The sequence below is a fragment of the Bartonella schoenbuchensis R1 genome (assembly GCF_002022685.1).
GTDB classification, from domain to species: Bacteria; Pseudomonadota; Alphaproteobacteria; order Rhizobiales; family Rhizobiaceae; genus Bartonella; species Bartonella schoenbuchensis.
This window is the reverse complement of sequence record NZ_CP019789.1, coordinates 652,341-677,368: the sequence shown is the minus strand read 5'-3', so window position 1 is coordinate 677,368 and position 25,028 is coordinate 652,341. Positions and strand designations below refer to the sequence as shown.

20 protein-coding genes and 1 pseudogene are annotated in these 25,028 nt (G+C 35.8%); 7 read left to right on the top strand and 14 right to left on the bottom strand.

Annotated elements, in window-relative coordinates; translation table 11 throughout:
• Positions 1-93: 93 nt before the first annotated feature.
• The 4 genes from BscR1v2_RS02760 to rpiA form a co-directional block, all read right to left on the bottom strand.
• Positions 94-1,473: a class II 3-deoxy-7-phosphoheptulonate synthase gene (locus BscR1v2_RS02760; RefSeq protein WP_078689669.1), complete on the bottom strand. Its 1,380-nt coding sequence runs from the start codon at positions 1,471-1,473 to the stop codon at positions 94-96.
• Between the two features lie 74 nt (positions 1,474-1,547).
• Entirely contained in the window at positions 1,548-2,936 is a 1,389-nt protein-coding gene (gene gor, locus BscR1v2_RS02755) for a glutathione-disulfide reductase (RefSeq protein ID WP_078689668.1), read from the bottom strand.
• 193 nt (positions 2,937-3,129) lie between these two features.
• A complete protein-coding gene (locus BscR1v2_RS02750; protein WP_078689667.1) occupies positions 3,130-3,684 on the bottom strand; it encodes a DUF2059 domain-containing protein in 555 nt (184 codons plus the stop codon).
• Between the two features lie 89 nt (positions 3,685-3,773).
• Positions 3,774-4,478: a ribose-5-phosphate isomerase RpiA gene (gene rpiA, locus BscR1v2_RS02745; protein ID WP_078689666.1), complete on the bottom strand. Its 705-nt coding sequence runs from the start codon at positions 4,476-4,478 to the stop codon at positions 3,774-3,776.
• Positions 4,479-5,009: 531 nt separating this feature from the next.
• On the opposite strand from rpiA, the gene bfr reads away from it, so the two are divergent.
• The gene (gene bfr, locus BscR1v2_RS02740) at positions 5,010-5,492 is read left to right on the top strand and encodes a bacterioferritin (protein ID WP_007477650.1); all 483 of its coding nucleotides are present in this window, start codon (positions 5,010-5,012) and stop codon (positions 5,490-5,492) included.
• Between the two features lie 90 nt (positions 5,493-5,582).
• On the opposite strand, the gene BscR1v2_RS02735 is transcribed toward bfr, so the two are convergent.
• Positions 5,583-7,880, bottom strand: coding sequence for a ComEC/Rec2 family competence protein (locus BscR1v2_RS02735; protein WP_078689665.1), 2,298 nt, complete (start codon positions 7,878-7,880; stop codon positions 5,583-5,585).
• Between the two features lie 111 nt (positions 7,881-7,991).
• On the opposite strand from BscR1v2_RS02735, the pseudogene gltX reads away from it, so the two are divergent.
• From gltX to BscR1v2_RS02705, 6 genes and pseudogenes are all read left to right on the top strand, one after another.
• A pseudogene (gene gltX, locus BscR1v2_RS02730) lies at positions 7,992-9,418 on the top strand (glutamate--tRNA ligase).
• A gap of 261 nt (positions 9,419-9,679) precedes the next feature.
• Positions 9,680-10,969: a citrate synthase gene (gene gltA, locus BscR1v2_RS02725; RefSeq protein WP_078689664.1), complete on the top strand. Its 1,290-nt coding sequence runs from the start codon at positions 9,680-9,682 to the stop codon at positions 10,967-10,969.
• Between the two features lie 415 nt (positions 10,970-11,384).
• A complete protein-coding gene (locus tag BscR1v2_RS02720; protein WP_078689663.1) occupies positions 11,385-12,137 on the top strand; it encodes a transporter substrate-binding domain-containing protein in 753 nt (250 codons plus the stop codon).
• Positions 12,138-12,208: 71 nt separating this feature from the next.
• A complete protein-coding gene (locus BscR1v2_RS02715) occupies positions 12,209-12,922 on the top strand; it encodes an ABC transporter permease (protein ID WP_010703653.1) in 714 nt (237 codons plus the stop codon).
• A gap of 4 nt (positions 12,923-12,926) precedes the next feature.
• Positions 12,927-13,634: an ABC transporter permease gene (locus tag BscR1v2_RS02710; RefSeq protein ID WP_078689662.1), complete on the top strand. Its 708-nt coding sequence runs from the start codon at positions 12,927-12,929 to the stop codon at positions 13,632-13,634.
• A gap of 80 nt (positions 13,635-13,714) precedes the next feature.
• Entirely contained in the window at positions 13,715-14,494 is a 780-nt protein-coding gene (locus BscR1v2_RS02705) for an amino acid ABC transporter ATP-binding protein (protein ID WP_010703651.1), read from the top strand.
• 18 nt (positions 14,495-14,512) lie between these two features.
• On the opposite strand, the gene lpxB is transcribed toward BscR1v2_RS02705, so the two are convergent.
• The 9 genes from lpxB to frr form a co-directional block, all read right to left on the bottom strand.
• Positions 14,513-15,697, bottom strand: a complete 1,185-nt coding sequence (gene lpxB, locus BscR1v2_RS02700; RefSeq protein ID WP_078689661.1) for a lipid-A-disaccharide synthase — start codon at positions 15,695-15,697, stop codon at positions 14,513-14,515.
• Positions 15,690-16,562, bottom strand: a complete 873-nt coding sequence (locus BscR1v2_RS02695) for an LpxI family protein (RefSeq protein WP_078689660.1) — start codon at positions 16,560-16,562, stop codon at positions 15,690-15,692. Before BscR1v2_RS02695 ends, lpxB begins: the two co-directional genes overlap by 8 nt.
• A 2-nt stretch (positions 16,563-16,564) precedes the next feature.
• The gene (gene lpxA / locus BscR1v2_RS02690; protein WP_078689659.1) at positions 16,565-17,389 is read right to left on the bottom strand and encodes an acyl-ACP--UDP-N-acetylglucosamine O-acyltransferase; all 825 of its coding nucleotides are present in this window, start codon (positions 17,387-17,389) and stop codon (positions 16,565-16,567) included.
• A gap of 10 nt (positions 17,390-17,399) precedes the next feature.
• Complete coding sequence (fabZ, locus tag BscR1v2_RS02685; protein ID WP_078689658.1) at positions 17,400-17,879, bottom strand: 3-hydroxyacyl-ACP dehydratase FabZ; 480 nt, start codon at positions 17,877-17,879, stop codon at positions 17,400-17,402.
• Between the two features lies 1 nt (position 17,880).
• A complete protein-coding gene (gene lpxD / locus BscR1v2_RS02680; protein ID WP_078689657.1) occupies positions 17,881-18,927 on the bottom strand; it encodes a UDP-3-O-(3-hydroxymyristoyl)glucosamine N-acyltransferase in 1,047 nt (348 codons plus the stop codon).
• A 68-nt stretch (positions 18,928-18,995) separates the two neighbouring features.
• Positions 18,996-21,392: an outer membrane protein assembly factor BamA gene (bamA, locus tag BscR1v2_RS02675; protein WP_078689656.1), complete on the bottom strand. Its 2,397-nt coding sequence runs from the start codon at positions 21,390-21,392 to the stop codon at positions 18,996-18,998.
• 230 nt (positions 21,393-21,622) lie between these two features.
• Positions 21,623-22,774 (bottom strand): RIP metalloprotease RseP, encoded by a 1,152-nt coding sequence (rseP, locus tag BscR1v2_RS02670; RefSeq protein ID WP_078689655.1) that lies wholly within the window; start codon positions 22,772-22,774, stop codon positions 21,623-21,625.
• Between the two features lie 16 nt (positions 22,775-22,790).
• Entirely contained in the window at positions 22,791-23,606 is an 816-nt protein-coding gene (locus BscR1v2_RS02665; RefSeq protein WP_078689654.1) for a phosphatidate cytidylyltransferase, read from the bottom strand.
• Positions 23,607-24,433: 827 nt separating this feature from the next.
• Complete coding sequence (frr, locus tag BscR1v2_RS02660) at positions 24,434-24,994, bottom strand: ribosome recycling factor (RefSeq protein ID WP_078689653.1); 561 nt, start codon at positions 24,992-24,994, stop codon at positions 24,434-24,436.
• Positions 24,995-25,028: the final 34 nt, after the last annotated feature.

Here is a 25,028-nt window from a genome sequence, read left to right as displayed (position 1 = left end):
TTTCAATCACCAAAGCATTCCTTTTCTTAAAAAGCGTTTAATTTCACAAATAGAAAAGCATTAATTATAAATTACGCTAAGTGATTTTCCTCTTTACGTATTTGACTCAACAGTTAATAAATTAGCATCATGATTCTTTTTAAGAAGTTCAGCAACAAGAAAAGCTAATTCTAATGCCTGATTCGCATTCAATCGTGGATCACAATGAGTATGATAGCGATCAGAAAGATCTTCTACTGAAATAGCATATGTACCACCTGTACATTCAGTCACATCACGACCAGTCATTTCAATATGAATGCCACCTGGATAAGTTCCTTCCCTCTGATGTATAGAAAAAAAACTTTCGACTTCTTTTAAAATATGATCAAAGGGGCGAGTTTTATAACCATTCGCCATAATTGTATTGCCATGCATTGGATCACAAGACCATAGAACACTGCGTCTCTCACGCTCAACTACACGAATGAGCCTAGGAAGATAATTCTCAATCTTATCATAACCAAAACGTACAATGAGAGTAAGCCTACCTGGCTCATTCTTAGGATTAAGAATATCAATTAACCTCAAAAGCTCATCAGGATCAATAGAAGGACCACATTTTAATCCAATAGGATTTTTAATACCGCGGCAATATTCAACATGTGCATGATCAAGTTGGCGTGTACGATCACCTATCCATAACATATGGCCAGATGTCGCATACCAATTTTCAGAACTTGGATCAATTCGTGTTAAAGGTTCTTCATAGTTAAGCAAAAGTGCTTCGTGGCTTGTATAAAAAGACGTTGTGTACAATGAAGAATTTGCTTTGGCCGTAATTCCTATTGAACGCATAAAATCTATTATTTCAGAAATACGTTTTGCCAACAATTCATAACGTTCACCTTGTGGGCTATTGGAAATAAAACTCAACATCCATTTATGAACATTTTCTAAGTTAGCATAGCCACCTTGTGAAAAAATACGTAACAAATTAAGCGTTGCAGCCGATTGACGATAGACCATTAACATTCGTCGCGGATCAGGAATACGAGAATCTTTGTCAAATTTAATGCTATTAATAATATCACCCCGATAAGCAGGAAGCTTATCTTTACCTTTGCTTTCCATATCGCAAGAGCGTGGCTTTGCAAATTGACCAGCAATACGACCAATTTTAACAACTGGCTTAGAATTGCCAAAAGTTAAAACAATCGCCATTTGCAAAAACACACGAAAAAAATTACGAATATTATTAGCCTCATATTCTGCAAAGCTCTCTGCACAATCACCACCTTGTAACAAAAAAGCCTGACCTTTAGTAACTGCTGCTAATTTATCTTTCAAATCACGAATTTCACCAGCAAAAACTAAAGGAGGATATCTGCGCAGCTCATTTTCAATATTTGCTAATAGAGATTGATCTGGATAAGTTGGAACTTGCTTAATTGGCCTTTCTCTCCAAGATCCAGGTGCCCATTTTTTTACCATCGTAACTCTCTCTAAAGCCCCTCCATGCAGATTATAGCAAAAGCCTTAAGTTAGTTCACCATAGTATCCAACGTTTAGTCTTCTAACTTCTTTCCATTTTCATATATATAATTTGGTTCATACATCGTTACCAGTTCTTCTGCTGCTGTTGGATGGACTGCCATAGTTGCATCAAATATATCTTTTGTCAGTTTTCCTTTGAGAGAAATTCCAATAAGCTGCGCCATCTCACCAGCGCCTTCGCCTAAAATATGTGCACCAACGACGATACGGCTTTCACCATCAACAACAAGCTTCATAAACACTTTTTCTGAATTACCAGAAAGAGTATTGCGCATAGGGCGAAATAACGTACGATAAATTTCAACACGTTCATAACAGCGTATTGCATCCTCTTCTGAAAGACCGACTGTCCCAATCTCCGGTTGTGAAAAAACAGCTGTCGCAATTAAATCATAATCAGGTATAGTTGGAGTATTCTTAAATGCGGTTTTAATAAAACACATTGCCTCATGGATAGCGACAGGTGTTAATTGACGACGACCAGTCACATCACCAACAGCCCAAATATGGGGTACATTTGTGGTCATTTTTTCATCAACAATAACTGCACCAATTTCATCAAACTTAACCCCTGCCCGCTGAAGCTCTAAACCTACAGTGTTTGGTACCCGCCCCGTAGCAAACATAATCTGATCAACACTGATAGTTTGTCCATCTGACAAGATAGCATCATAGCCATTACCGTTGGTTTTAACTTGAGAGATTGTTGTCCCATAGACAATAGAAATCCCCTTTTCAATCATTGCATCACTTAATAACTGCCGCAAATCATGATCAAAATTACGAAGAATTAAATCACCACGATGGAGCAATGTTGTTTTTACACCTAATCCATGAAAAATATTAGCAAATTCAACACCAATATACCCCCCACCAACGATCATTATTGATTTTGGTAACTCTTTAAGATCAAAAATCTCATTAGAAGTAAGACATAAATCGCTACCTATTGTAGTATTGGATAAAGTTTTTGCCCCTGTTGCGATTAAAATCTTTTCTGCTGTTACTCGTTCACCTGTTGCAGAAAGCTCTAATGTATGATTGTCAACAAAAACAGCACGGCTTTCATAAATATGAACATTATTATTTTTTAATTGTCTTCGATAAAGTTCTTCTAGTCTTGATATTTCTTTATTTTTAGCTGAAACTAATTTCTCCCAATTAAAAATTGGATCAGTACATTGCCAACCAAAACCAACGCTATCACTAAATTCTTGTGCGTACTTTGACGCATAAACAAATAATTTTTTGGGGACACAACCACGAATAACGCAAGTACCCCCTATGCGATATTCTTCTGCTATAGCTACACGCTTACCAAGCCCCCCGGCGAGACGAGCAGCACGCACACCACCAGAACCGCTCCCAATAACAAATAAATCAAAATCAAAAGATGCCACAAATTATTCCTTCCCATACACTTTATACCGTACAGGTTATTAATCTTTATCACTGAATGAAAGTCTTTTTTGTCTTTAATAAAATTTTTGTACAGATACGATACTTAAAAAGCGCTCATTTTCATTGAAAACGACGGTAAAACCGCCGCTTTAATTAGATAAAAATACTGATAACTCTATACTACCAATAAAACTATTTTGAATCCGTTGAAGAATTAGGCTCTGAAGTAATGGGTTTATTCAAACCGAGTATCTCAACCATTTCTTTTTCTACATTTTGTACAAGATCTTGCATGACAGTAGAACGCCACTTATCAAAGACAGAATAAGAGTCACGCGCGACATTTGGAACTTCTGTTAAAAACTTTTTACCAGCAGCAGAATTATAAAATGCTGCAATTGTATCTAGTTCTTCCTGACTAAAATGTTTTACATATACATGAGCAATTTCTTCTTCCAAATCAGCACGTCGTTTAGCCAAAATAAGTGCTTGCTTATCAACAATTTCAGAAATAGTTGTTGCTAAATTTGGATCGCCACTTATTAGCTCATTTTTAAGGTTATATGCAGCACTTGGCAAAAAACTATCAAATTGATCGGTCGCTTGAATGGCTTTGATCATCTTTCTTGCTGAATCTAAATGTTGGGCTTTCACATCTTGTGCATAAACCATTCCGATATTCACAATAAAAACAGCAACTACACCAAGCAATACCACAAAGCGTTGGAGAGAAAATATAGTTCTCATTCAATTATTACTCCATAATTATATTATTTCTATTCAAAATTTTAACAGCCTTTTATTATAACCAATACATCAAATATAACTTATCTCATTTAAAAGTCACATGGTTCTAAAATTTTTATTGTACCATCTGCCATCGCTATAATTGAACGTGAAGCCAACCCCAAAAAAAGACCGTGCTCAACAACACCAGGAATTTCAAATAATGCATCTGATAATATTTTTGGCTGCATAATGCACCCCCAAAATGCATCAAGAATAAAATGGCCTTCATCTGTCTTAAAAGGAATATTGCCATTCATCCGTAACCTAATTTCCCCCGAAAGCCCTAAATCATCAGCTACTTTTTCAATTGCTTTGCGTGTAACGCTCATACCAAATTGATTAACTTCAATTGGCAGAGCAAAAGAACCAAGCGTTTTTACCACTTTTGTTTCATCTGCAATAACAAGCATTGTACGAGATGCTGCTGCTACAATTTTTTCACGCAACAATGCCCCACCCCCTCCTTTAATTAAGGTCATATTAGGACCAATTTCATCAGCCCCATCAATATCAAGGTCAAGTTCAGATATTTGTTCTAAAGTAGTGACAGGTACTCCGTATTTAAGGCATAATTGTTCAGAATAATGAGAGGCAGCAACACCAATCACACGTAGACCATTTGCAACACGTTCACCAAGTAGACGAATAAATTCATTAACTGTAGAACCAGCGCCTATACCAAGTCGCATATCATTTTGAACAAACTCAAGTGCTTTAGTAGCCGCCATTTTTTTTAATTTTTGAGCATCCATTGAATCACTTTTCCTGTTACCGATTATCTTTATTCATTACGAATTAATAACAAAAAAGCGCTCTGTTTTCCCAATTCTCACAGACTTATTTGCCATTTTCTGTTTAAAATATCAGTTTATTATAACAAAACATATCACTCTATAGAATACAATGATTAACTACAGCTCCTTTGAAGTTTGTTTATATTTTCTTCATTTAGTAAATAATCTTAGCATCAATTTTTATCATTAAAAATTTATAGTGATCATACATTCCTGCAAAACTATCAGCGATTAAGCAGTTAGATAATGAAAAATCATCCCTTTTCTTTTTAAAAAGAATGTTGGTCATTGATTACAGCTCATAAAAAATTATATAATTTAATGAAGTAATCTAAGAAATGTTGAGGTTATTTTTCTAATATTGTAGAAATTATTATTAAGGTAATAGAAAATTATTCTCGTAAACATAATTAGGCAGAATAATGCGTTATCCTCTTATTTTAGTTGTGTCCGCCCATTAAAGAAATCAATATAGGGAAATTAAATACCATGAAAGGTCATCCAGAAATTATCAAGCAGCTCAATGAAGCCCTTGCTCTTGAGATTAGTGCCGTTAATCAATATCAGTTGCATTCTTGCCTGACAGAAAGTTGGGGTTACACAAAATTAGCTGAAATAGAACGTAAAGAAGCTACAGAAGAAATGAAACATGTAGATAGAATTGTTAAGCGTGTAACTTTTCTTGAAGGGCACCCTAACCTCGAATTCCCTGCGCCATTGCGTATTGGAAAAAACCTTAGAGAAGTTTTAGAATATGATCTTAAAAGTGAATATGATGCTCGAGAATCCTACCTTAAGTCGCGCGAGATTTGTTCTAAGCTCTCTGACCATGTTTCAAAGAAGTTATTCGATGAATTGCTTGAAGATGAAGAGAATCATATTGATTTTCTTGAAACTCAGATTCAACTTCTTAACACTATTGGAGAAGAAAGATACAGTCAGCTTAGTGTGAGTTTTTCTGAATTAGAATAAAATTTGCCTTCAATGTATTTTTCATAAAACTAGCTGTTACGTTAGAATGTTCTTGAAATATAACTCTATTTTAGAGTTTCTAAAATAGAGTTATATTTTTTTGATACGATCGCTCCGTGGTCTTTGAGAATTTTGTCTATGTATGTTCCAAGGTCTATGAAACCCATTAGAAGACCAAATAATATTTCCGCTTTTAGTCATTATAACACTTCCTCGTGATAGTAATTGTTGAAGTGTAAATGTTATAGGTGCAATCTTATCGCATATTTGGTTTCTTATTGTAGATGCTTCAATTACGATATCTGCGGTTATACACTGATCTGTTTTCCCATGTAAAACAGCAACTTTTAACTTGTTTTCTAAAAAGGCTGTACAAATATTATCATTACAAATAAATTGTCCGTTGAGTGATGGACCAGTTTCTGTTGGTTTTATAGCATTTTGCGCGTGGAATGAATTTTCCCATATAGATAGTGTAAACTTAGAGGCATAATAACGATCAATATATAATTTTCTTTCATTTATGATCCCCACAAGGCTCATATTATTCGCTATGATTAGTTGCACGGGTGAAGACACCATACAAACAAAAATACCTATAAAAATAAAAATACTAAAAAAGAATCTGATAGGTGTTTTTAAAAAGGTAAGACCAACTAAGCCTAAGCTTAATAAAACCAATGCAGATAATGGCATAAATCCAGGATGAAAAGCAGGAGAAATAGCTGTTACAGCATAAGCAATTTTTGTTACAAGAGAGATACCAAAACCCATAATCTGTAGTGGCAACGATTCAAGCCCCACAAGCATTGCAAATGCTGCTATTAGCCCAAATGGCATAACAAAAATGAAGACAATAGGTAATGCTAAAATATTACTGATCATGCCAAGTGGTGCTACATTTGCAAAATGGTAAGCAGCGTAAATTCCACTAGCAGAGCCTGCCACAAGTGAAGATACGCAGATTAAAATAAGTGGTGATAAAACAAGACGAAGTACTCCACCTCCAACATAAGAAGGTGTCGTTCTTCCTGTATAAGAAGATCGCCTTTCACTCCACCAACCAAAAACGGCAATCAAAGCCGCGGTTGCAGAAAATGACATTTGAAAACTGGGACTTAATATCGCATGCGGAATAGTAGCTACAGTTACCAAACCAGCAATAGCGAAATTGCGCATTGTCACAGCAGAATGATTACATAATACAGCAATCAACAGAACAGAAACCATCACAAAGCTTCTTTGCGCCGCTATATTCATGCCAGATAACACCAAATAAAAAGCTGTTATTATTAATGCAACGACAGCAGCAAATTTCTTAGCTGAATAATAAGATGAAAAATTAGGAAAAAGCGCTAAAAAACTACGAATAACGATAAGAACCATACCGCTAAGTAGAGCCATATGCAAACCTGATATTGACAAAATATGAGCTAACCCAGCTACACGCAATGCTTTATTAGTGTCCTTTGAAATACCACCCCTTTGCCCAGTTATCAAAGCAGCAGCAATTTGTCCTTCCTCTCCGCCAATTGCTGTATTGATTTTTTGAGTCATTACTATTCGTAAATTTTCAATTTTTTGTAAAACTCTATCTAATATTGTATCGGGGGGTGTAACTGATATCTTAATTGGTTTTCCAAGATAAATTCCATGAGCACCAATTCTTTTAAAATAATTATAGAAACTAAAATCATAACTTCCTGGACGTACAGGTCCAGATAAAGCACGAAGCCTTACTTTCCCATATAATCCATCACCGGAAGCTAATCCATCTGGCAAATGTTTTGCTATTAAACGAACACGATCAGGTGCATGACGTAATATTGGTTTTTCTGTGTTTAAGACATCTACATTTAAGCGGAATCCTCCTTTTTCTATTGGTTCTATAGAAACAATTCTCCCTGTTAATGTAGTGGAAACATCGCTGTCCAACATTGTTGTAGACATACGCCAGGTTTCTATCTTTGCTGCTAAAGCACCCAATATAATACAAAATAAAAAACCAGTTATGAGCCACATTCCTCGATAACGGCGTAAAATATACAACACTCCAAGAAATGTACTAATCAATATAATAAATGGCTTCCAACTTGGTTCTCTATCCAAATTGAAATAAAAAATAACACCTGTGGAAAAAAATATTAAAATTAGTAAGAAAGGCAGTCCAAAAGAAATTTCCTTTTGTATGCAGTCTGTCAACCACTTCCAGAAGATAATTATATTTTCTTTTAAAAATGTGAGTAAATAAATGCTTTGCCTAGTACAAATGATATTATCTACGCTATTACGAATAGAAAGATCATCCTGTTGTATTAGATCCAAACTTTTCTCTTTCGAGAAGATTCTCCTTGATAGACTATCATTAACTTTATTTGGACCTAACATCCGCAAATCCCCACTTTACTCGCAATGCGGCTATTGCACACCCTATTGGCTATGCTAACATAATCTTTTAGTAAAGTCCCAGAAATAACATCTTAATCAAAGGATATATCCGTGCCTGTTATCACCCGTTTTGCCCCCTCACCCACAGGTTTTCTTCATATTGGTAGCGCCCGCACTGCTCTGTTTAACTGGCTTTATGCAAAACATAACGGTGGTAAAATGCTTCTACGTATTGAAGATACAGATCGAGAACGCTCAACAGAAGCAGCAGTTAAAGCTATTATAGACGGTTTGCACTGGATGGGACTCAGTTATGATGGAGTTCCTATCTCACAATTTGAACGAGCAGAACGCCATCGTCAAATTGCTGAACAATTAGTCAAAGATGGTAAAGCTTATTATTGTTATGCTTCACCTGAAGAATTAGCTGAAATGCGTGAAATTGCTCGTGCAGAAGGCCGACCACCACGTTATGATGGGCGTTGGCGCAACCGTGATGCATCTGAAGCTCCTAAAGGGATTAAGCCTGTTATTCGCATTAAAGCACCACAAGATGGTGAAACAATTTTACACGATCGCGTTCAGGGGGATATTCGTTTTCCTAACAAAGATTTAGATGACTTTATCATTTTACGTTCTGATGGCACCCCAACCTACATGCATGCCGTTGTTGTTGATGATCATGATATGGAAATAACACATATTATTCGGGGGACGATCATCTCACCAATGCAGCCCGTCAAACAATTATCTATAATGCAATGGGATGGGATATCCCCATTATGGCGCATATTCCACTTATTCATGGTGAAAATGGTGCAAAATTATCAAAGAGACATGGTGCATTAGGTGTCGAGGCCTATCGAGCAATGGGATATCTTCCTGATGCTTTACGTAATTATCTTGTTCGTTTAGGCTGGAGCCATGGCAATGATGAACTTATCTCTACAGAAGATATGATTTCTTGGTTTGATATTAATGATATTAACAAAGGTGCTGCTCGTTTTGATTTCAAAAAACTAGATGCCATTAATGGGCATTACATTCGTATGAGCAACGATCAAAGCCTTTTTGATGCAGCTCTTAGTATTTTGCCAGAAATTGAAGGCGGTTTAGAAATCATGAAAAAACTAGATGAACACAAACGTGTCCAATTTCTAACTGCAATACCAAATTTGAAAAAACGTTCGAAAACACTGCTTGAGCTTATCAATGGTGCCTCCTTTATCTTTACACAACGACCATTACCTCTCGATGAAAAAGTCAAAATACTTTTAAATGAAAATGGTCGAACCATTTTAAAGGGAGTCTATTTTGCCTTAAAAGCTTGCTCTCATTGGAATTCAGAAACGCTGGACGAAACTCTTCGAAACTATGCACAAACACAACAGCTCAAATTTGGAGATGTCGCTCAACCGCTGCGAGCAGCTCTTACAGGATGTGCATCATCCCCTGGGGTTTTTGATGTTCTTATTCTATTGGGACGAGACGAATCTCTCAATCGCATTAATGATCAAATTGTTTTATCTGAATGTTAATTCATATGAATACAAACATAGTGAACACAATAAAGATCGAAAGTACAAATGCCTTAATGCAAAATGAAATTATTTTTTAATTTAAAAAATTGAAATACATATTTATTAAAACTGAAAATAAAAATATTTTTAGATTGCATAAACTAACTTTTAAAGTAAATCTATTCTTAATATAAGTAGGAAAATCTTTAACTATATACCTCCTTATCCGATAAAGCGGCGTCTCAACTTCAGAGATGAAGGATCTGAAAGGAATATTTAATGTCTGAGAATAAAGCATATATTATCGTAAATGATAAAAAAATAGAACTACCAGTGCATAAAGGAACCATTGGGCCTGATGTAATTGAAATTACTTCTCTTTATAAAGAAACTGATAGTTTTACTTATGATCCTGGGTTTACCTCAACCGCTTCTTGTGAATCAAAAATTACTTATATTGATGGCGATGAAGGAGTATTACTTTACCATGGTTATTCTATCGACCAATTAGCTGAAAACGGAGACTTTCTCGAAGTATGTTATCTTTTACTTTACGGTGAATTGCCAACTAAACAAGAAAAAGATGATTTTGATCGCCGGATTATGCACCATACAATGGTGCACGAACAATTTTCACGTTTTTTCCATGGATTCCGTCGTGATTCTCACCCTATGGCAGTTATGGTTGCTTGTCTTGGAGCCATGTCTGCTTTTTATCATGACTCCATTGATATTACAGATGCAAAACAAAGAATGATCGCTTCTATTCGTCTTATTGCAAAAGTTCCAACTCTTGCTGCTATGGCTTATAAATACAGCATCGGACAACCTTTTGTTTATCCACGTAACGATCTTGGTTATGCTGCAAATTTCCTTCACATGTGCTTTTCTGTTCCTTGTGAAGAATACAAAGTTAATCCAGTTCTTGCGCGAGCTATGGACCGAATCTTTACTCTACATGCAGATCATGAACAAAACGCATCCACATCAACCGTACGTCTAGCAGGTTCATCAGGAGCAAATCCGTTTGCGTGTATTGCAGCAGGTGTTGCGTGCCTTTGGGGGCCAGCTCATGGTGGTGCTAATGAAGCATGCTTAAAAATGCTGCAAGAAATAGGTTCTATTGAAAAAATTCCTGAGTTTATCGCACGTGCAAAAGATAAAAATGATCCTTTCCGTCTTATGGGCTTTGGCCACAGAGTTTATAAAAATTACGATCCACGTGCAAAACTTATGCAAAAAACCTGCCATGAAGTTTTAAAAGAACTAAATATTAAAGATGATCCACTTCTTGACATTGCTATGGAGCTTGAAAAAATTGCCTTAAGTGATGAATACTTTATTGAAAAAAAGCTTTATCCTAATGTTGATTTCTATTCTGGAATTACATTAAAAGCTCTAGGCTTTCCTACTGAAATGTTTACTGTTCTTTTTGCATTGGCACGTAGTGTTGGTTGGGTTGCACAATGGAAAGAAATGATTGAAGATCCAGCGCAAAAAATTGGACGCCCGCGCCAACTTTATACAGGTCGTGCTGCACGTAAATATGTTTCTTTAAATGAGAGATAAACTTAAACAATAAAAAACTAACCAATAAAGCCTCAATTCACTGAGGCTTTATTTTTGAATATTAAAGATTTTATAATTGCTCAAACAGCATTAAGGCCGAAATAGCTACCAAACTTTAATTAAAAATCTTTTTGCAAAAGTATAATGCCATTGTTGAAATCATACTCGCTCTACGTCATAAAATAACAGATTTTAACTACTTCAGATCAACAATTTATACCACTGTAGATTTATTATAATATGTATTTTAATACACTGATATTTAACAGAGAAAATAAAAACTCTTATGATAAATATTTTATACTCGTAACAAAGCAAATACCAATAAATTTTTGCATTGCTCTCAATAGAGTTTACAGATTATAAAAATATGTGATGATTTGACATCTTGCTATGCATTCAACAGGAGAACATAATGAAGTTATTAGCAATAATTCTTATGGTAAGTGTAACGCTATTTACCCAATTGGTGAATGCTAAAACACTAAAAATTGCAACTGAAGGTTCTTATCCTCCTTTTAGTTATATTGATTCAAACAATAAACTTCAGGGGTTTGATATTGATATATCTTATGCACTTTGCGAAAAAATGAATGTTGAATGCTCAATCATTCTTCAAGATTTTGATGGAATCATCCCCGGTCTTCTTGCAAAAAAATATGATGCTATCATTGCATCCCTCGCTCCTACACAAGAGCGATTACAAAAAATTGACTTCACAGATGCTTACTATAGAACAGCATTAGCTGTAATTGTTCCTAAAGATTCACAGATTAAAGAAATCTCAGCGGAAGCATTTAAAGGCAAAAATCTTGGTGTACAATCAAATACGACACAATCTATGTATGCAGAAGATAATTATGCCTCTAAAGGAGTGAATATTAAACTCTATCCTACAGCAATAGAAGTAAACCGTGACCTTTTAAGTCATCGCCTTGATGTTGTTATTCTTGATAAACTACAAATATTAAGCTGGCTTGAAAATGAAGGGAAGGAATGTTGCCGACTTTTGGGAAGCATTGAAGAAACACAACTGCCCATTGCCATTGGCATACGTCATAACAATGATGACCTTAAAAACAAGTTTAATGAAGCTATAAAGGAAATCCGTATGGATGGAACATATGATAAAATTAGAAAAAAATATTTCGAGGTTGATATTTATTAAAAAATGGACATTGAATTCACTATTTATTCTTCCAGAAAATAATTATCCATACCTTTATTAGGAGCACAGAAATGATCGAAAATTTGGCATTGCTATCACTTAGCAATGGGGGGTGGGGTGTGGTTATACTTTCTAGTGCAGGAATAACACTGTCATTAGCTTTATGTAGTGTACTTTTAGGACTTCCTTTAGGTCTCCTAAATGCAGTGATGATTCAATCTAATATCAAGATATTTAAAGTTATAGCTACTCTATTTTCATCAGTATTCCGTGGATTACCAGAACTTTTAACCTTATTTCTTGTTTACCACGGTTTACAAAATCTGATCCAAGCTATATTTAACTATTTTTATATTGAAACAACATTTAGCATTAACGCTTTTACCGCTGGTGTTCTTGCACTGAGTATGGTTTTTGCAGCTTTTTCTTGTGAAGTTTGGCTTGGAGCATTCAAAATTTTTGATAAAGGTCAATATGAAGCAGCTAAAGCTTTAGGTTTTTCGTGTTTTACTACATTTTTTCGGATTGTTTTTCCTCAGCTCACTCGCAATGCCTTACCAGGGCTTTCCAACACTTGGCTCACTTTGCTTAAAGATACATCTCTTGTTTCAACTATCTCACTGGTTGATCTAATGCGACAAACTAATTTAGCAGTTGCTGCAACCAATAAACCCATGTTTTTTTATTTTGTAGCGTGTTTACTTTATTTATTATTTTCAGCAGTTTCTTCTACAATCCTACGTTATTTAGAAACATACACTCAAACAGCCTATCAAAAGGTCTAATCTGATGTTTCCTGAGTGGCTCCATTTTCCTTTCAACACTGAGTTTCTAAACCATTACGGCCCAAGATTCATTGATGGCCTTATTATTACTCTTGAGCTAACTTTTATTTCTTGCTTTATTGGCTTTTTTCTTGGGATACTTATTACGCTTGCACATCTATCAAGCAATAAGCCCTTACAGTATTTATCACGTGCTTATACCTACTTTTTCCGTGGTTCTCCTTTATTGGCGCAATTATTCCTCTTTTATTATGGCCTTGGATCAATGAGCGACTTTTGGCAAAAAATCGGTTTATGGTGGTTTTTTCAAAGCGCATGGTATTGTTGTCTTTTCATTTTTGCGCTCAATTCAGCTGCATATCAGGCTAAAATCTTTATAGGAAGTTTTCAATCTGTAGCAACTGGACAACATGAAGCATCAAAAGCTTTAGGGCTGAGTAATTCTACAACATTTTTTAGAATTCTCATTCCTCAAGCAATGATTCTAGCATTACGCCCCTTAGGAAATGAGTTTATTTTAATAATTAAATCCAGCGCTATAGCTTCATTAGTAACTATTTATGATCTAATGGGTATTGCTAAACTAATTTACGCACGCACATTTGATTTCCAAGTTTATGTTTGGGTTGCTATTATTTATCTTTTTATCGTTGAGCTTATTCATGGTTTTATCGTTCTTATCGAACGCCGTCTAACCCGACATTTACGTTAAATGAAACATGGCACAAAATTTTCACCTAACCTAAGATGCTAAATGAATTGAGTAATTCATCAATAAGAGAACCCAATAAAATGAATCTGGAAAATAAAAAGAATAAACCTGTAAATACCGCTAAAGATCCAATTATTTCTATTCAACATTTAAATAAATGGTATGGAACCTTTCAGGTATTGCATGACATCAATCTGCATGTAGAAACTGGTGAACGTATTGTTATTTGTGGCCCTTCTGGATCAGGAAAATCAACCCTAATCCGTTGTATTAATCAATTGGAAAAAGCACAAGAAGGCTCAATTCGCATTCATGATGTTGATATTCATACTGCTCCCATACAACAACAAAAAGCTGTCCTACGTACAATAGGAATGGTCTTTCAGAACTTTAACTTGTTTCCTCATATGACTGTTATACAAAATTGTATTTTAGCACCTATGACAGTTCAAGGGCTCTCTAAAAAACAAGCAAAAGAACGGGCAATTCGTTACCTTACGCATGTTGGTATTGAAAAACATTGTGACAAATATCCTTTACAACTATCTGGCGGGCAACAGCAACGCGTTGCTATTGCTCGTGCACTTTGTATGGAACCTAAAGTGATGCTCTTCGATGAGCCAACATCAGCTCTTGATCCAGAAAGTGTCGGAGAAGTTTTAGAGGTTATGGCTCAACTAGCAAATACAGGGATAACGATGCTCTGTGTTACTCATGAAATGAATTTTGCCCGTGAAGTTTCAGAAAGAATACTTTTTCTAGAAAACGGAAAAATTATTGAAGATACAGCATCTAATATATTTTTTACTAACCCTAAAAGCCAACGTGCTCATGAATTTCTTGCTAAAATTAAACATTAATTATTAGCATTATTTTATCTACACTTCTAAATGCCCCGATTTTTTCTTGAGAAAGTTTGTGATCACTTGAGCCGCGATAATTCCTGATGGCAACTCGGTTTTCATTTTCTCTTCTATCATATCAAAAGCATCTAACTGCGCTTGTCGTAATAAACGATTATACAAAAGTTGCTCTATCTGTCTTGCTAACATACCAGGTCGCAAAAATTCATTGAAATATTCTGGAACAACAGGTTTATCAGCAATAATATTTGGAAGAGCAGCACTCCATAACGTTATCTTTGGAAAGATGAATAATTTAGACAAATAATCAAGTTTATAACAAAGTACCATTGGAATTCTTGCTAAGGCTAATTCAAGGGACACCGTCCCAAGTGCTGCAAGTGCAACATTAGCATCCGTAAAAGCACGCCATTTTGCATCTTCACCAGCAACAATCTCAACTTCGCTTTTCCAAGCTTGCGCTAAAAAACGAACTTCATCCATCAAACGTGGTAAAGTCAAGACAACAATCCTTAAATTAGGGATGCGTTGTTTAATAATTTCCACTGTTCTTCCAAAAATAGGCATTAAATGACGAATTTCCGAACTGCGTGATCCCGGCAAAACAATCATTGTAGGTAGTGATACCTGTTCAAAAGGCAAACGTTTTTTTTCTGATTGAACAGTCAAGAGCGGTGGGTAAGTTAAAAGGCGATGCCCAACATAGGTAGTAGGTGGCCCTTCTAAATCCCTCATAATATTTTTTTCAAAAGGAAAAACGGCTAAAATATGATCAACAAATTTGCGTATAGCTTTTGCACGTTCTGGTCGCCATGCCCAAACAGTTGGTGCAACATATTTAATAATAGGAATAGAAGGCGCTAAAATGCGCACCTTTTTTGCAACACGATGGGTAAAATCAGGGCTATCAATAATAATTAAACAATCAGGTTTTTCCCGTGCAATAAATTTGGATAAATTATGAATATGTGCTAATAATAATGGCAATTTTTTTAAAACCGCCCCCAAACCTATTAAAGCAAGATCATCAGAATTAAAAACGCTTTTTAAACCTAGTGCTTTTAAATGCCTGCCCCCAACACCAATTAAATGAATATCACGCCCTGTCTTATAAGATAAAGAAGAAATCAAATCTGCTCCGAGTAAATCACCAGATTCTTCGCCTGCAATAATAGCAATTTTAAAAGAACGATCATTCATCATCAAACTTTTCAAATGTTTCTATAAACAACGAATGCTTGTTAGCTTCCTCTATTGTTTCTTTTAAAGACAATATCAAACTTCTATTTGCTTCTACTGCAATGCCAACCAATCCACTTTTTGCAACATTAATTACTGTTGTAGGCCCAATTGATGGCAAATCAACCCGATGATCTTGTTGTGGTTTTGCCGACTTGACAAGAACACCACCTTTTAACGGAATTTGCTTTCTTTCCCGCATTTCATGAACCCGCCGCAACATATCATCGGTTCCTTCTGCACCCTCTAATGCAACAACTCGGCCATTAATAGCTACGGCTGCTTGCCCAACATCTAATTGACCTAAAAGTCTTGTTGCCTTAGCCGCTAATTGAATATCCACATTTTCCTTTTGAGTAGCGCGCCGCGATGTTAAATTAAATTCTATCGGAGCTAATAGATCTGGTAGCACTTCATGAGCACCAATAACTTGAAAGCCATGCGCTTCAATAACGCGTATACAGGCTTTCAATAATGAATCATCCCCACTCCCTAATGCTTTAAACAACTTAGGCAAAGCCAATAAAGTTGTCCAATCAGGTCGTAATTGTAAAAGAGTCGGCCGCTTTTTTACACCACCTGCCAAGATAACATTGCAAATCGCAGCTTTTTTTAAAGTTTTAAACAACCGCGCTAACTCTCCAATCGATAGTTCGCAATGTTCATAGTTATATAATGCAGCGTCTGCTTCATCACGCAAAAGTACAAGAAAAGGCTTTTGTCCTCTTTCTTCAAGTGCCCGAGCAACAGCAACGGGTAAAATACCATTTCCCGCTATGATGGCAACTCTACCGGAAAGAAAACTGCTGGCACCGGAAAAAGACATTTTCAACTCTTATTTGAGCTCATTGTATCACTTTCAAATCGAGGTGTACAATAAAAGCGTTTTCCTCCTTCTTGAATAAAATTAACTATATCAACTACAGATTGAAATGTAGAATAAGAAGAAAAAACATCATTCACGCGTTCTTTAAGTGGTTTATAATGATCAAAAAGCATATTAACTGCATGACGTAATGTATGAATTTCTTTACGTTTAAAACCAGCACGTTTCATACCGACAATATTTAATCCCGAAAATTTTGCCTGCACACCAACAGCCATTCCATAGGGAATTAGGTCACCAACCAATGCAGATACACCACCAACAAATGCATGATGTCCAATACGAACAAACTGATGAACACCAGAACCACCACCGATAATAACATAATCGCCAACGGTAACATGACCACCGATCATCGCATTATTTGCAAATGTTACACAATTTCCCACATGGCAATCATGTGCAACGTGTGCATAAGCAAAAAATTGACAATCATTACCAACAATCGTGGTACCTATACTTGAATCAGACCCCCTATGCATTGTTACACCTTCACGAATCGTGCAATTTCTACCAATAGAAAGCGTTGTATCACCACCTTTATGTTTATTATTTTGTGGATCTCCACCTAAAATTGCATGTGGAAACACTTTACTATTAGCACCCAACGTTGTCTTTCCCATTATTACAACGTGACTCATCAAATTGCATCCATCGCCAATAACAGCTTTGGGACCAATATGACAAAATGGTCCTATTGACACATGCTCACCAAGCTGTGCTCCCTCCTCTACAAAGGCAGTCGGATGAATTTTTGTACCAGACATTTTTAAACCCCTATTTCATTGTTTGCTCTGATTCGACAATCATCGCAGAAACTTCTGCTTCAGAAACGCGAATACCCTCTACTTCTGCAACACATGAAAAACGTCTAACACCGGATCGCTTTTTTAACAGTTGAACATGAAGCTTTAGTTGATCACCAGGTACAACTGGTTTACGAAATTTTGCATTATCAACAGTCATAAGGTAGACTAAACCTGTTTTTTTTTCATCTAATTTTAAAAGTGAAATAGCTCCTGCTGTTTGCGCCATAGCTTCTAAAATTAAAACACCAGGCATAACTGGTTTTTCAGGAAAATGCCCCATAAAATAGGGTTCATTAATTGTCACATTTTTAATACCAATAGCTTTTTGATCGCCATCAATTTCAATGATACGATCAATCAATAAAAACGGATAACGATGCGGTAATATTGACAGTAATTTATCAATATCCACAGTTTCTAGACTTTGGATCTCTCCTGTGTTGATCATATCAACGTTTCTCCCTTTTGACTTTACCAATACTACGCAGTGCCGCCACTTCACGAAACCACTGTTTAAATGGTCGTGCTGGAATGCCACCCCATTTTTCACCATCTGGAATATCATTCATGACGCCACTGCCAGCAGCAATTTGAACACATTCACCTATTGCAATATGATCTGCAACTCCAACACTTCCACCAAGCCGAGACATATCGCCTATAGATGTACTTCCAGCAATCCCACATTGAGCAGCAATAAGGCAATAACGACCAATTTTTACATTATGAGCAATTTGTACTAGATTATCGATTTTGCTTCCCTCACCAATAATTGTATCTTCAAGTGTTCCGCGATCAATTGTTGTATTTGCACCAATTTCTACATCATCTTGAATGATCACACGACCAAGATGTGGAATTTTTTCAATTCCAGCAACACCATTAACATAGCCAAAGCCATCCTGCCCAACACAAACACCAGGATAAAGATAAACCCTATCACCTATTAAAGAGTACTGAATTGTAACTTTAGGAGCAATATAACATTCACGTCCAATACGGCAATTTTCTCCAATAACAGCAGTTGATGAAACAAGTGTACCCGAACCAATTTCAACATTTTTACCAATAACAGCCCCAGCTTCAACACACACATCGTGTTCAAGTTTAGCGCTTGGATGAATATATGCATGTGGTGAAATTTCTTTTTTACCAAGCCAAGGTATTGGCTTAACAGAATCAGGAAATAAAATGCGTCCAATCTGAGCAAAATCACGTTGCGGTGTTGATGTCACTAAAATTGCAATAGATTTAGGAATTTTAAGAGCGATATCATTTGTGCACAAAACAGCAACTGCAGAACTTCCTAATAAAGCATCAGAAAATTTTTGATTCTCTATAAAAACAAGAGAACCTTCCTCAGCACTTTCAATAGAAGAAAGAGTATTTATAACTGTATTAGAAAACTCTGGATTAAGAAGTTTTGCACCTGTCAGCTCTGCAACATCAGCGACTGTCAACCGCCGAGAGGGCGTAAAAAAAAATGCACCCGCCATTACAAACACTCTTTCCTAGCCTATTTATTTCTTAATGAAATTTCCCCTCCTCCCAGAGAAAATTCAAATTAGAACTTAGTAGAAATACCAAACTCAAATTTCTGCACTTGATCACCTTTCTTCTGAGTTATTGGCCAAGCATAATTAATACGAAGAGGACCAAACGGGGATTCCCACATCAAACTAACACCTGCAGATGTACGCCACGCACTCCCTGTATCTGTAACCGGCATTTCATTTTCAAGAACAGGTTTATAGTTATGGCCATAGAGCGTTGCAGCATCTGCAAATATAGCACCACGGAAGCCTAAACTTTCAGGTACAACAGGTATAGGAAACTGTAATTCAGCAGTTGCATTCATATATGTTTTACCACCTAAGAAATATGCTTCACCACTATTAGAAACCTGACGAGGACCAATTCCGTTATATTTGAACCCCCTGATCATATCAGTATCGCTTTTAAACATATCAAAGATACGGACACCATCTTTACCTATTGGATGAATATAACCACTACCAACAGAAAGCAGACTGACAAGATCCATCTCATCAGAAAGTGTCTTATACATCATTGCTTTACCAGTTGTTTTTAAGAATTGAGCGTTTCCACCTAGCCCTGCATATTCCTGCATAGCGCGAATGTATAAACCATCATGCGGATTATTCATATCATCAATAGAATTATAGGTTAGACCATAAACAATGGACGAACGCTTCCAAGGGCTATGTTTTGCAGCTTGAACAATCGCACCAGAATATTTTCCATATAATTCTGCTATGACATCATCATTAGTTAAATCATAGCCTTTACCAAAATCATATTCTTCTTGCACATAAGAATAACCTAAATTAGCAGACAATTGCTCAAAAATTGACACACCAAACCGGAGTGACCCTCCTGTTTGTCGTACATCATATGCATTATCAGCACGATAAGTACTACGGAAAATATCAACACCAGCAGACAAACGATAACCCAAGAAATGAGGTTCAACAAATGACAAATTATAATTACGAGACTTCTCTTGTCCAGCACCCAAACTCAACCGAACATATTGACCACGCCCACCAAGGTTGCGCTCGGTAACAGAAACCTCAAGAGACATACCTGGAGTATTACCCCCCGTTGTATAACCACCCGAGAAAGAAAGATCTCCTGTTGGAACTTCTACGACATCTACAACCAATACAACCTGATCAGATTCATCAGTTGGAACCATCGAAATATTAACCGTTTTGAAAAAACCTAAATTTTCTAGTCGACGTTTTGCTCGTTGTACTAACGTTTGATTATAAGCATCCCCCTCATTTAAATCAATTTCACGACGAATAACATAATCTCGAGTTTTTTCATTACCACGTATTTCAATCCGCTGAACATAAACCCGAGGGCCTTGTTCAATATTATAGACAAGCGAAATTGTACGATTTGCAAAATCACGATTTCCTCGTGGATCAACCTTAGCAAACGCATACCCAGAATCAGCAACCCTATTATTAATAATTGCAACAGATTTCTCAATATACGCCGCGTTATAAATAATACCTGGACGGGTTTTAAGCGCCTCTTTTATAAATTGGGTATTAATCCCCTCAATATCACTTTCAACCTGAACATCGCCAATTGTATAGCGTTCCCCTTCATCAAGAATGAAGTTGATTTTATAACTATTACTCTTTTCATCAAAAACTACTTTAGATGAAACAATCCGAAAATCTGCATAACCACGATTATAATAAAAACGACGCAATGCCTCTTCATCTGCGGCTAAACGCTCCTCATTATAAACATCACCTCTCAGCAATAATGAGAATATTCCTGAAGGTCTTGTTGAGATGACATCGCGCAAGCGGCGCGTTGGAAATGTATTATTTCCTTCAAATGTAATATCTGCAATTTTCGTCTTCTGACCTTCAACAACGTTGAAAACTACATTCACACGCCCTTTTCCTAAATCAATAGTCTGAGCTGTGACTGCAACATTCTTTCGACCAACAGTGCTATAAGCCTCACGAATTATCCTTATATCAGCTGAAAGCTTAGCAGAACTAAAAGTTTCATTTGGTTTCAAAGAAATAAAACGTTTAAGATCAGGATCTTTGAGTGTTTTATTACCTTGAAACAATACCTGATTAACTACTTCATATTCTTTAACTGCAACAATCAGCTTATTACCCACTTGATTTATTTTAATGTCATAAAATAAACCTAATGCAAAAAGACGTTTTACTACAGCATCAACATCGTCACTTGCTAAACTTTTTCCAATTACGATTTGTATATTATCCCGAATTATCTGAGAATCCACAAATTTATTACCATGAACCTCAATAGAATGAACGACAGATGCCTGTGCTTTTTCAACCATCGAAATTGACGTAATAGCTACTGTTGGAGCAACTATAACCATAGTTAACACCAACATAGATGCTGCGTTAAGAAGTTTCGAATTTATAGTCATTAATTTCTTTACCTTAATCTTTTTTCTTTAAACATGACATCTCAAAAAATATGTATAAAATAACTTTTTATTCAACGAAACTCTCATGTTCTATCCACTTATTTTTTTACTGACTATAGCATATAATGCCATAATATTTTGCAGATATAGTAAATCTATGGATATGGTAAACAGCTTTTAATCTCCATTTCTTCACCATTATCTAATTTACAAAACATTTTCCATAATTTTTAATAACCAAACCAACAGAAATAATCATTAAATAGTGCAAAAATCATAAACATGAACACAACAAAGAAACCTATGTAGAAAATGATTTCCTGAATTTTAATTGGTACTCGCCTTCCGGCAATAGCCTCAATGACATAAAATAATAAATGCCCACCATCAAGCGGAGGAATTGGAAAAAGGTTAATCAGACCAATACCAATTGAAAGAAAAGCTGTAAAATTTAAAAGAGAGATAAATCCTGACTCACTAATCTGCCAAGCAATCTTAACAGTTTTAGAAGGGCCACTTAACTGGCAACGATCTCCTTGCCCCTCCATTAAACGATTAACAAAAAAAACTGTTTGAGTAATGATAAACGCTGTGCGTTTTGACGCCTCTCTTACTGCTTCTAAAAGATTATAGTGAATATGTTTCTTATAAGCTTGATCCAAACGCATAGGATTAACTGGATCAACAGGTGCTCCAACACCAATCATGCCCACCCGAATTCGATTACCAAATCCATCATCCCTCTCAGTTATTGTTGGTGTAATAACTGTCTTAAACACTTGCCCCATACGTTCTAGTTTAAACTCTATGGGATCTTCACTATGAAAAGTCACATAAGTTATTAAATCTTCAAAACTTTCAACCCGCTGACCATCCATTTCAACAAAACGATCACCTAATACCAAACCTGCTTGAATAGCAGGAGCATTTTCCACCAATGACCCAACAACAGGTTCAATGGTGACACGTCCATAAGAAAAGAAAAAAAATGTTAAAACAACAATACTAAAAAGGATATTAAATAAGGGACCTGCAAAAACAGTTGCTGCTCTTTTCCAAGCATGAGCACTCGCAAATGAACCACACACTTGTGGAAACGATTGTGATGACAGCATACTTGTCCCATCTTTATCTCCTACAAATTTCACATATCCTCCCAAGAGAATAAGTGCTAAACGCCACTGTGTGCCGTGTTTGTCTGTATAACTGAATATTTGTGGCCCAAACCCAAGCGAAAAAACTGATACCCTAATACCGCACCATCGCCCAATAAGATAATGTCCCATTTCATGTACAAAAATGATAACCATAATAACGAAAACAATACCTAACCCCCTTAAAAACAAATCACCTACACTAAATATATGATGAAAAAATTCCAAAATACCCTCCCCAAATTTAAATCATATAAAAGAAGTTAAAAGGTGTGTTCATACCAGACATAAACGAACCAATAATATATAGAAGAAAAGCGGCACCAATTAAACCATCCATACGATCCATAAATCCGCCATGTCCAGGCAATAAAGAACTAGAGTCTTTAACAGAAAATCGCCTTTTCAGCCATGATTGCCCTAAATCGCTTATTTGTGAAATAATTGACAAAACTAAAGCAAGTAATAGCATAAAAAAATTTACTAGGCTTTTGTCAAAAGCCCAAAAAGCAACTAATATACCCCCCAAAATTCCAGCAAGTGTACCACTAATCGCTCCTGACCATGTTTTATTAGGCGAAAACCGCGACGCTAATTTGGGACCACGAAATGCACGACCTCCAAAATACGCAACAATATCTGTTCCCCATACGACCACAAATAAAAAAATAACCACCCAAAATCCTAATACTTCATGACCTCGTAAAAAGGATAGAGCCACCACAGGAACAGATGCATACAAAAAACCACAAAAAACCCAACCAATATTCCCAAGAGATCCAATACTTAACAGTGCTGCTAAAACTATTAAAACACCAAAGATCAATAAAGCAGGTGCACCCAAAATTAAAAACAAACCAAAAACCAGATAAAAAATCCCGGCTAATATTTTTTGTAAAGTGCTCCATTTTTCTTTAGTAATATTAACCCATTCATAAAGGATGAAGCCTCCAATTCCCCACACAAATAAAAAAAATAAAACCCCTCCAAACCATGTCAAGCACAAAGCAATAGTGCCAAAAACAAAAGCTGTCAGAATACGAGAAACAAGATTAGACAAAACGATCTCCAAATAATTCAAAAAGGGTATAAAACAAAAATCAACATGAAAAATTTTCTACCCATGCGATATGTATATATTCATATTTTTTAAAGTTTTACCGACACTGATTACAAATTATTTCAGCATATTAAGTAGTGCCTATTAAACCAATAATCTCAAGCTATAGTCGCCTCAAAAGTTTGTTCATCAAAATCAAACAAAAACAAAATACAATTCAGAACATACTGCCTGATACGAAAAATTAGAAAATTGTTATTCACTACTTTTGCAAATAATTAAATCAAGGCCCAACATCTGTTTCATATCCAGATCTTTTTTCTGCCAAACCATCTGTAATATACTCAGGAGATCAAAAAACATCAGAAATTAATCTGGACGAGATAACAGCGTATTTAACTTATTTTATTGTACTCCCCGTTTAAAAGTAACGATAAGATTTAGACATTTAATATTGCGCTATATACTCTGTATTCACAAGCACTGCTAAAACACCTTATGAAAAACTTAATCGATTACCCATAATATAAGCACGAACATTCCCTATGATGCAGATCAATAAGACACACTTAATAAAAATTTTTAATAATTTCATTGAGAATTTAGTTAGTAACAGATGGCCTTATTTAATTTTCAGATAAAAACCAAAAACTATCAACCATTTCAGACCTATCCTTCTTGCAGAGTATACAATACAACAAATAAAGAACGTCTATTTTTGATGTTTTGTTATCAAAGTTAATTGTTATACGTGCCTATCAATTCTTTTGCGTTCACAACAATGACGATATAATGCAGATATGACATTATTTTTTTACAAAAATAAATTAAACTTGCATAATATCTGCTTCTTTCACACCTAAAATCTTATCGATATCTGTAATGGTTTCATCTGTAAGTTTTTGAACTTTTTCAGATAAATTACGGGATTCATCTTGGCTAATTTCACCTTCCTTTTCTAATTTTTTCAAATTATCCATACCATCACGACGAACATGACGAGCGGCAACACGAGCTTGTTCTGCATATTGATGTGCAATTTTTACGAGCTCCTTACGGCGTTCTTCATTTAATTCAGGTATAGGAATACGCAAATTCATACCATCTGTAATGGGATTGAAACCAAGGCCAGAATCGCGAATAGCGCGCTCCACAGCCCCTACCATCGTTTTATCCCATACAGAAACTGAAAGCATACGCGGCTCTGGAACAGAAATATTGGCAACCTGTTGTATAGGCACAGTAGAACCATAAGCCTCAACTGTTAATGGCTCTAATAAACTGGCTGAAGCTCGCCCAGTTCGTAAACCACTCAATTCGTGTTTAAAAGCTGAAACTGCGCCATCCATTCGACGTTTCAGATCATCCATCATCGATGTAACATTCATATTTCTGTCTCCTTTAATTACGCCCTGAAAATTA

Coding starts and splice junctions, on each gene's coding strand:
- gltA (WP_078689664.1), top strand. CDS start 9,680: ATGTCTGAGAATAAAGCATATATTATCGTAAATGATAAAAAAATAGAA.
- fabZ (WP_078689658.1), bottom strand. CDS start 17,879: ATGATCAACACAGGAGAGATCCAAAGTCTAGAAACTGTGGATATTGAT.
- BscR1v2_RS02720 (WP_078689663.1), top strand. CDS start 11,385: ATGAAGTTATTAGCAATAATTCTTATGGTAAGTGTAACGCTATTTACC.
- lpxD (WP_078689657.1), bottom strand. CDS start 18,927: ATGGCGGGTGCATTTTTTTTTACGCCCTCTCGGCGGTTGACAGTCGCT.
- rpiA (WP_078689666.1), bottom strand. CDS start 4,478: ATGGATGCTCAAAAATTAAAAAAAATGGCGGCTACTAAAGCACTTGAG.
- BscR1v2_RS02705 (WP_010703651.1), top strand. CDS start 13,715: ATGAATCTGGAAAATAAAAAGAATAAACCTGTAAATACCGCTAAAGAT.
- bamA (WP_078689656.1), bottom strand. CDS start 21,392: ATGACTATAAATTCGAAACTTCTTAACGCAGCATCTATGTTGGTGTTA.
- lpxA (WP_078689659.1), bottom strand. CDS start 17,389: ATGTCTGGTACAAAAATTCATCCGACTGCCTTTGTAGAGGAGGGAGCA.
- BscR1v2_RS02715 (WP_010703653.1), top strand. CDS start 12,209: ATGATCGAAAATTTGGCATTGCTATCACTTAGCAATGGGGGGTGGGGT.
- bfr (WP_007477650.1), top strand. CDS start 5,010: ATGAAAGGTCATCCAGAAATTATCAAGCAGCTCAATGAAGCCCTTGCT.
- lpxB (WP_078689661.1), bottom strand. CDS start 15,697: ATGAATGATCGTTCTTTTAAAATTGCTATTATTGCAGGCGAAGAATCT.
- BscR1v2_RS02760 (WP_078689669.1), bottom strand. CDS start 1,473: ATGGTAAAAAAATGGGCACCTGGATCTTGGAGAGAAAGGCCAATTAAG.
- BscR1v2_RS02750 (WP_078689667.1), bottom strand. CDS start 3,684: ATGAGAACTATATTTTCTCTCCAACGCTTTGTGGTATTGCTTGGTGTA.
- BscR1v2_RS02710 (WP_078689662.1), top strand. CDS start 12,927: ATGTTTCCTGAGTGGCTCCATTTTCCTTTCAACACTGAGTTTCTAAAC.
- BscR1v2_RS02695 (WP_078689660.1), bottom strand. CDS start 16,562: ATGTCTTTTTCCGGTGCCAGCAGTTTTCTTTCCGGTAGAGTTGCCATC.
- frr (WP_078689653.1), bottom strand. CDS start 24,994: ATGAATGTTACATCGATGATGGATGATCTGAAACGTCGAATGGATGGC.
- BscR1v2_RS02735 (WP_078689665.1), bottom strand. CDS start 7,880: ATGTTAGGTCCAAATAAAGTTAATGATAGTCTATCAAGGAGAATCTTC.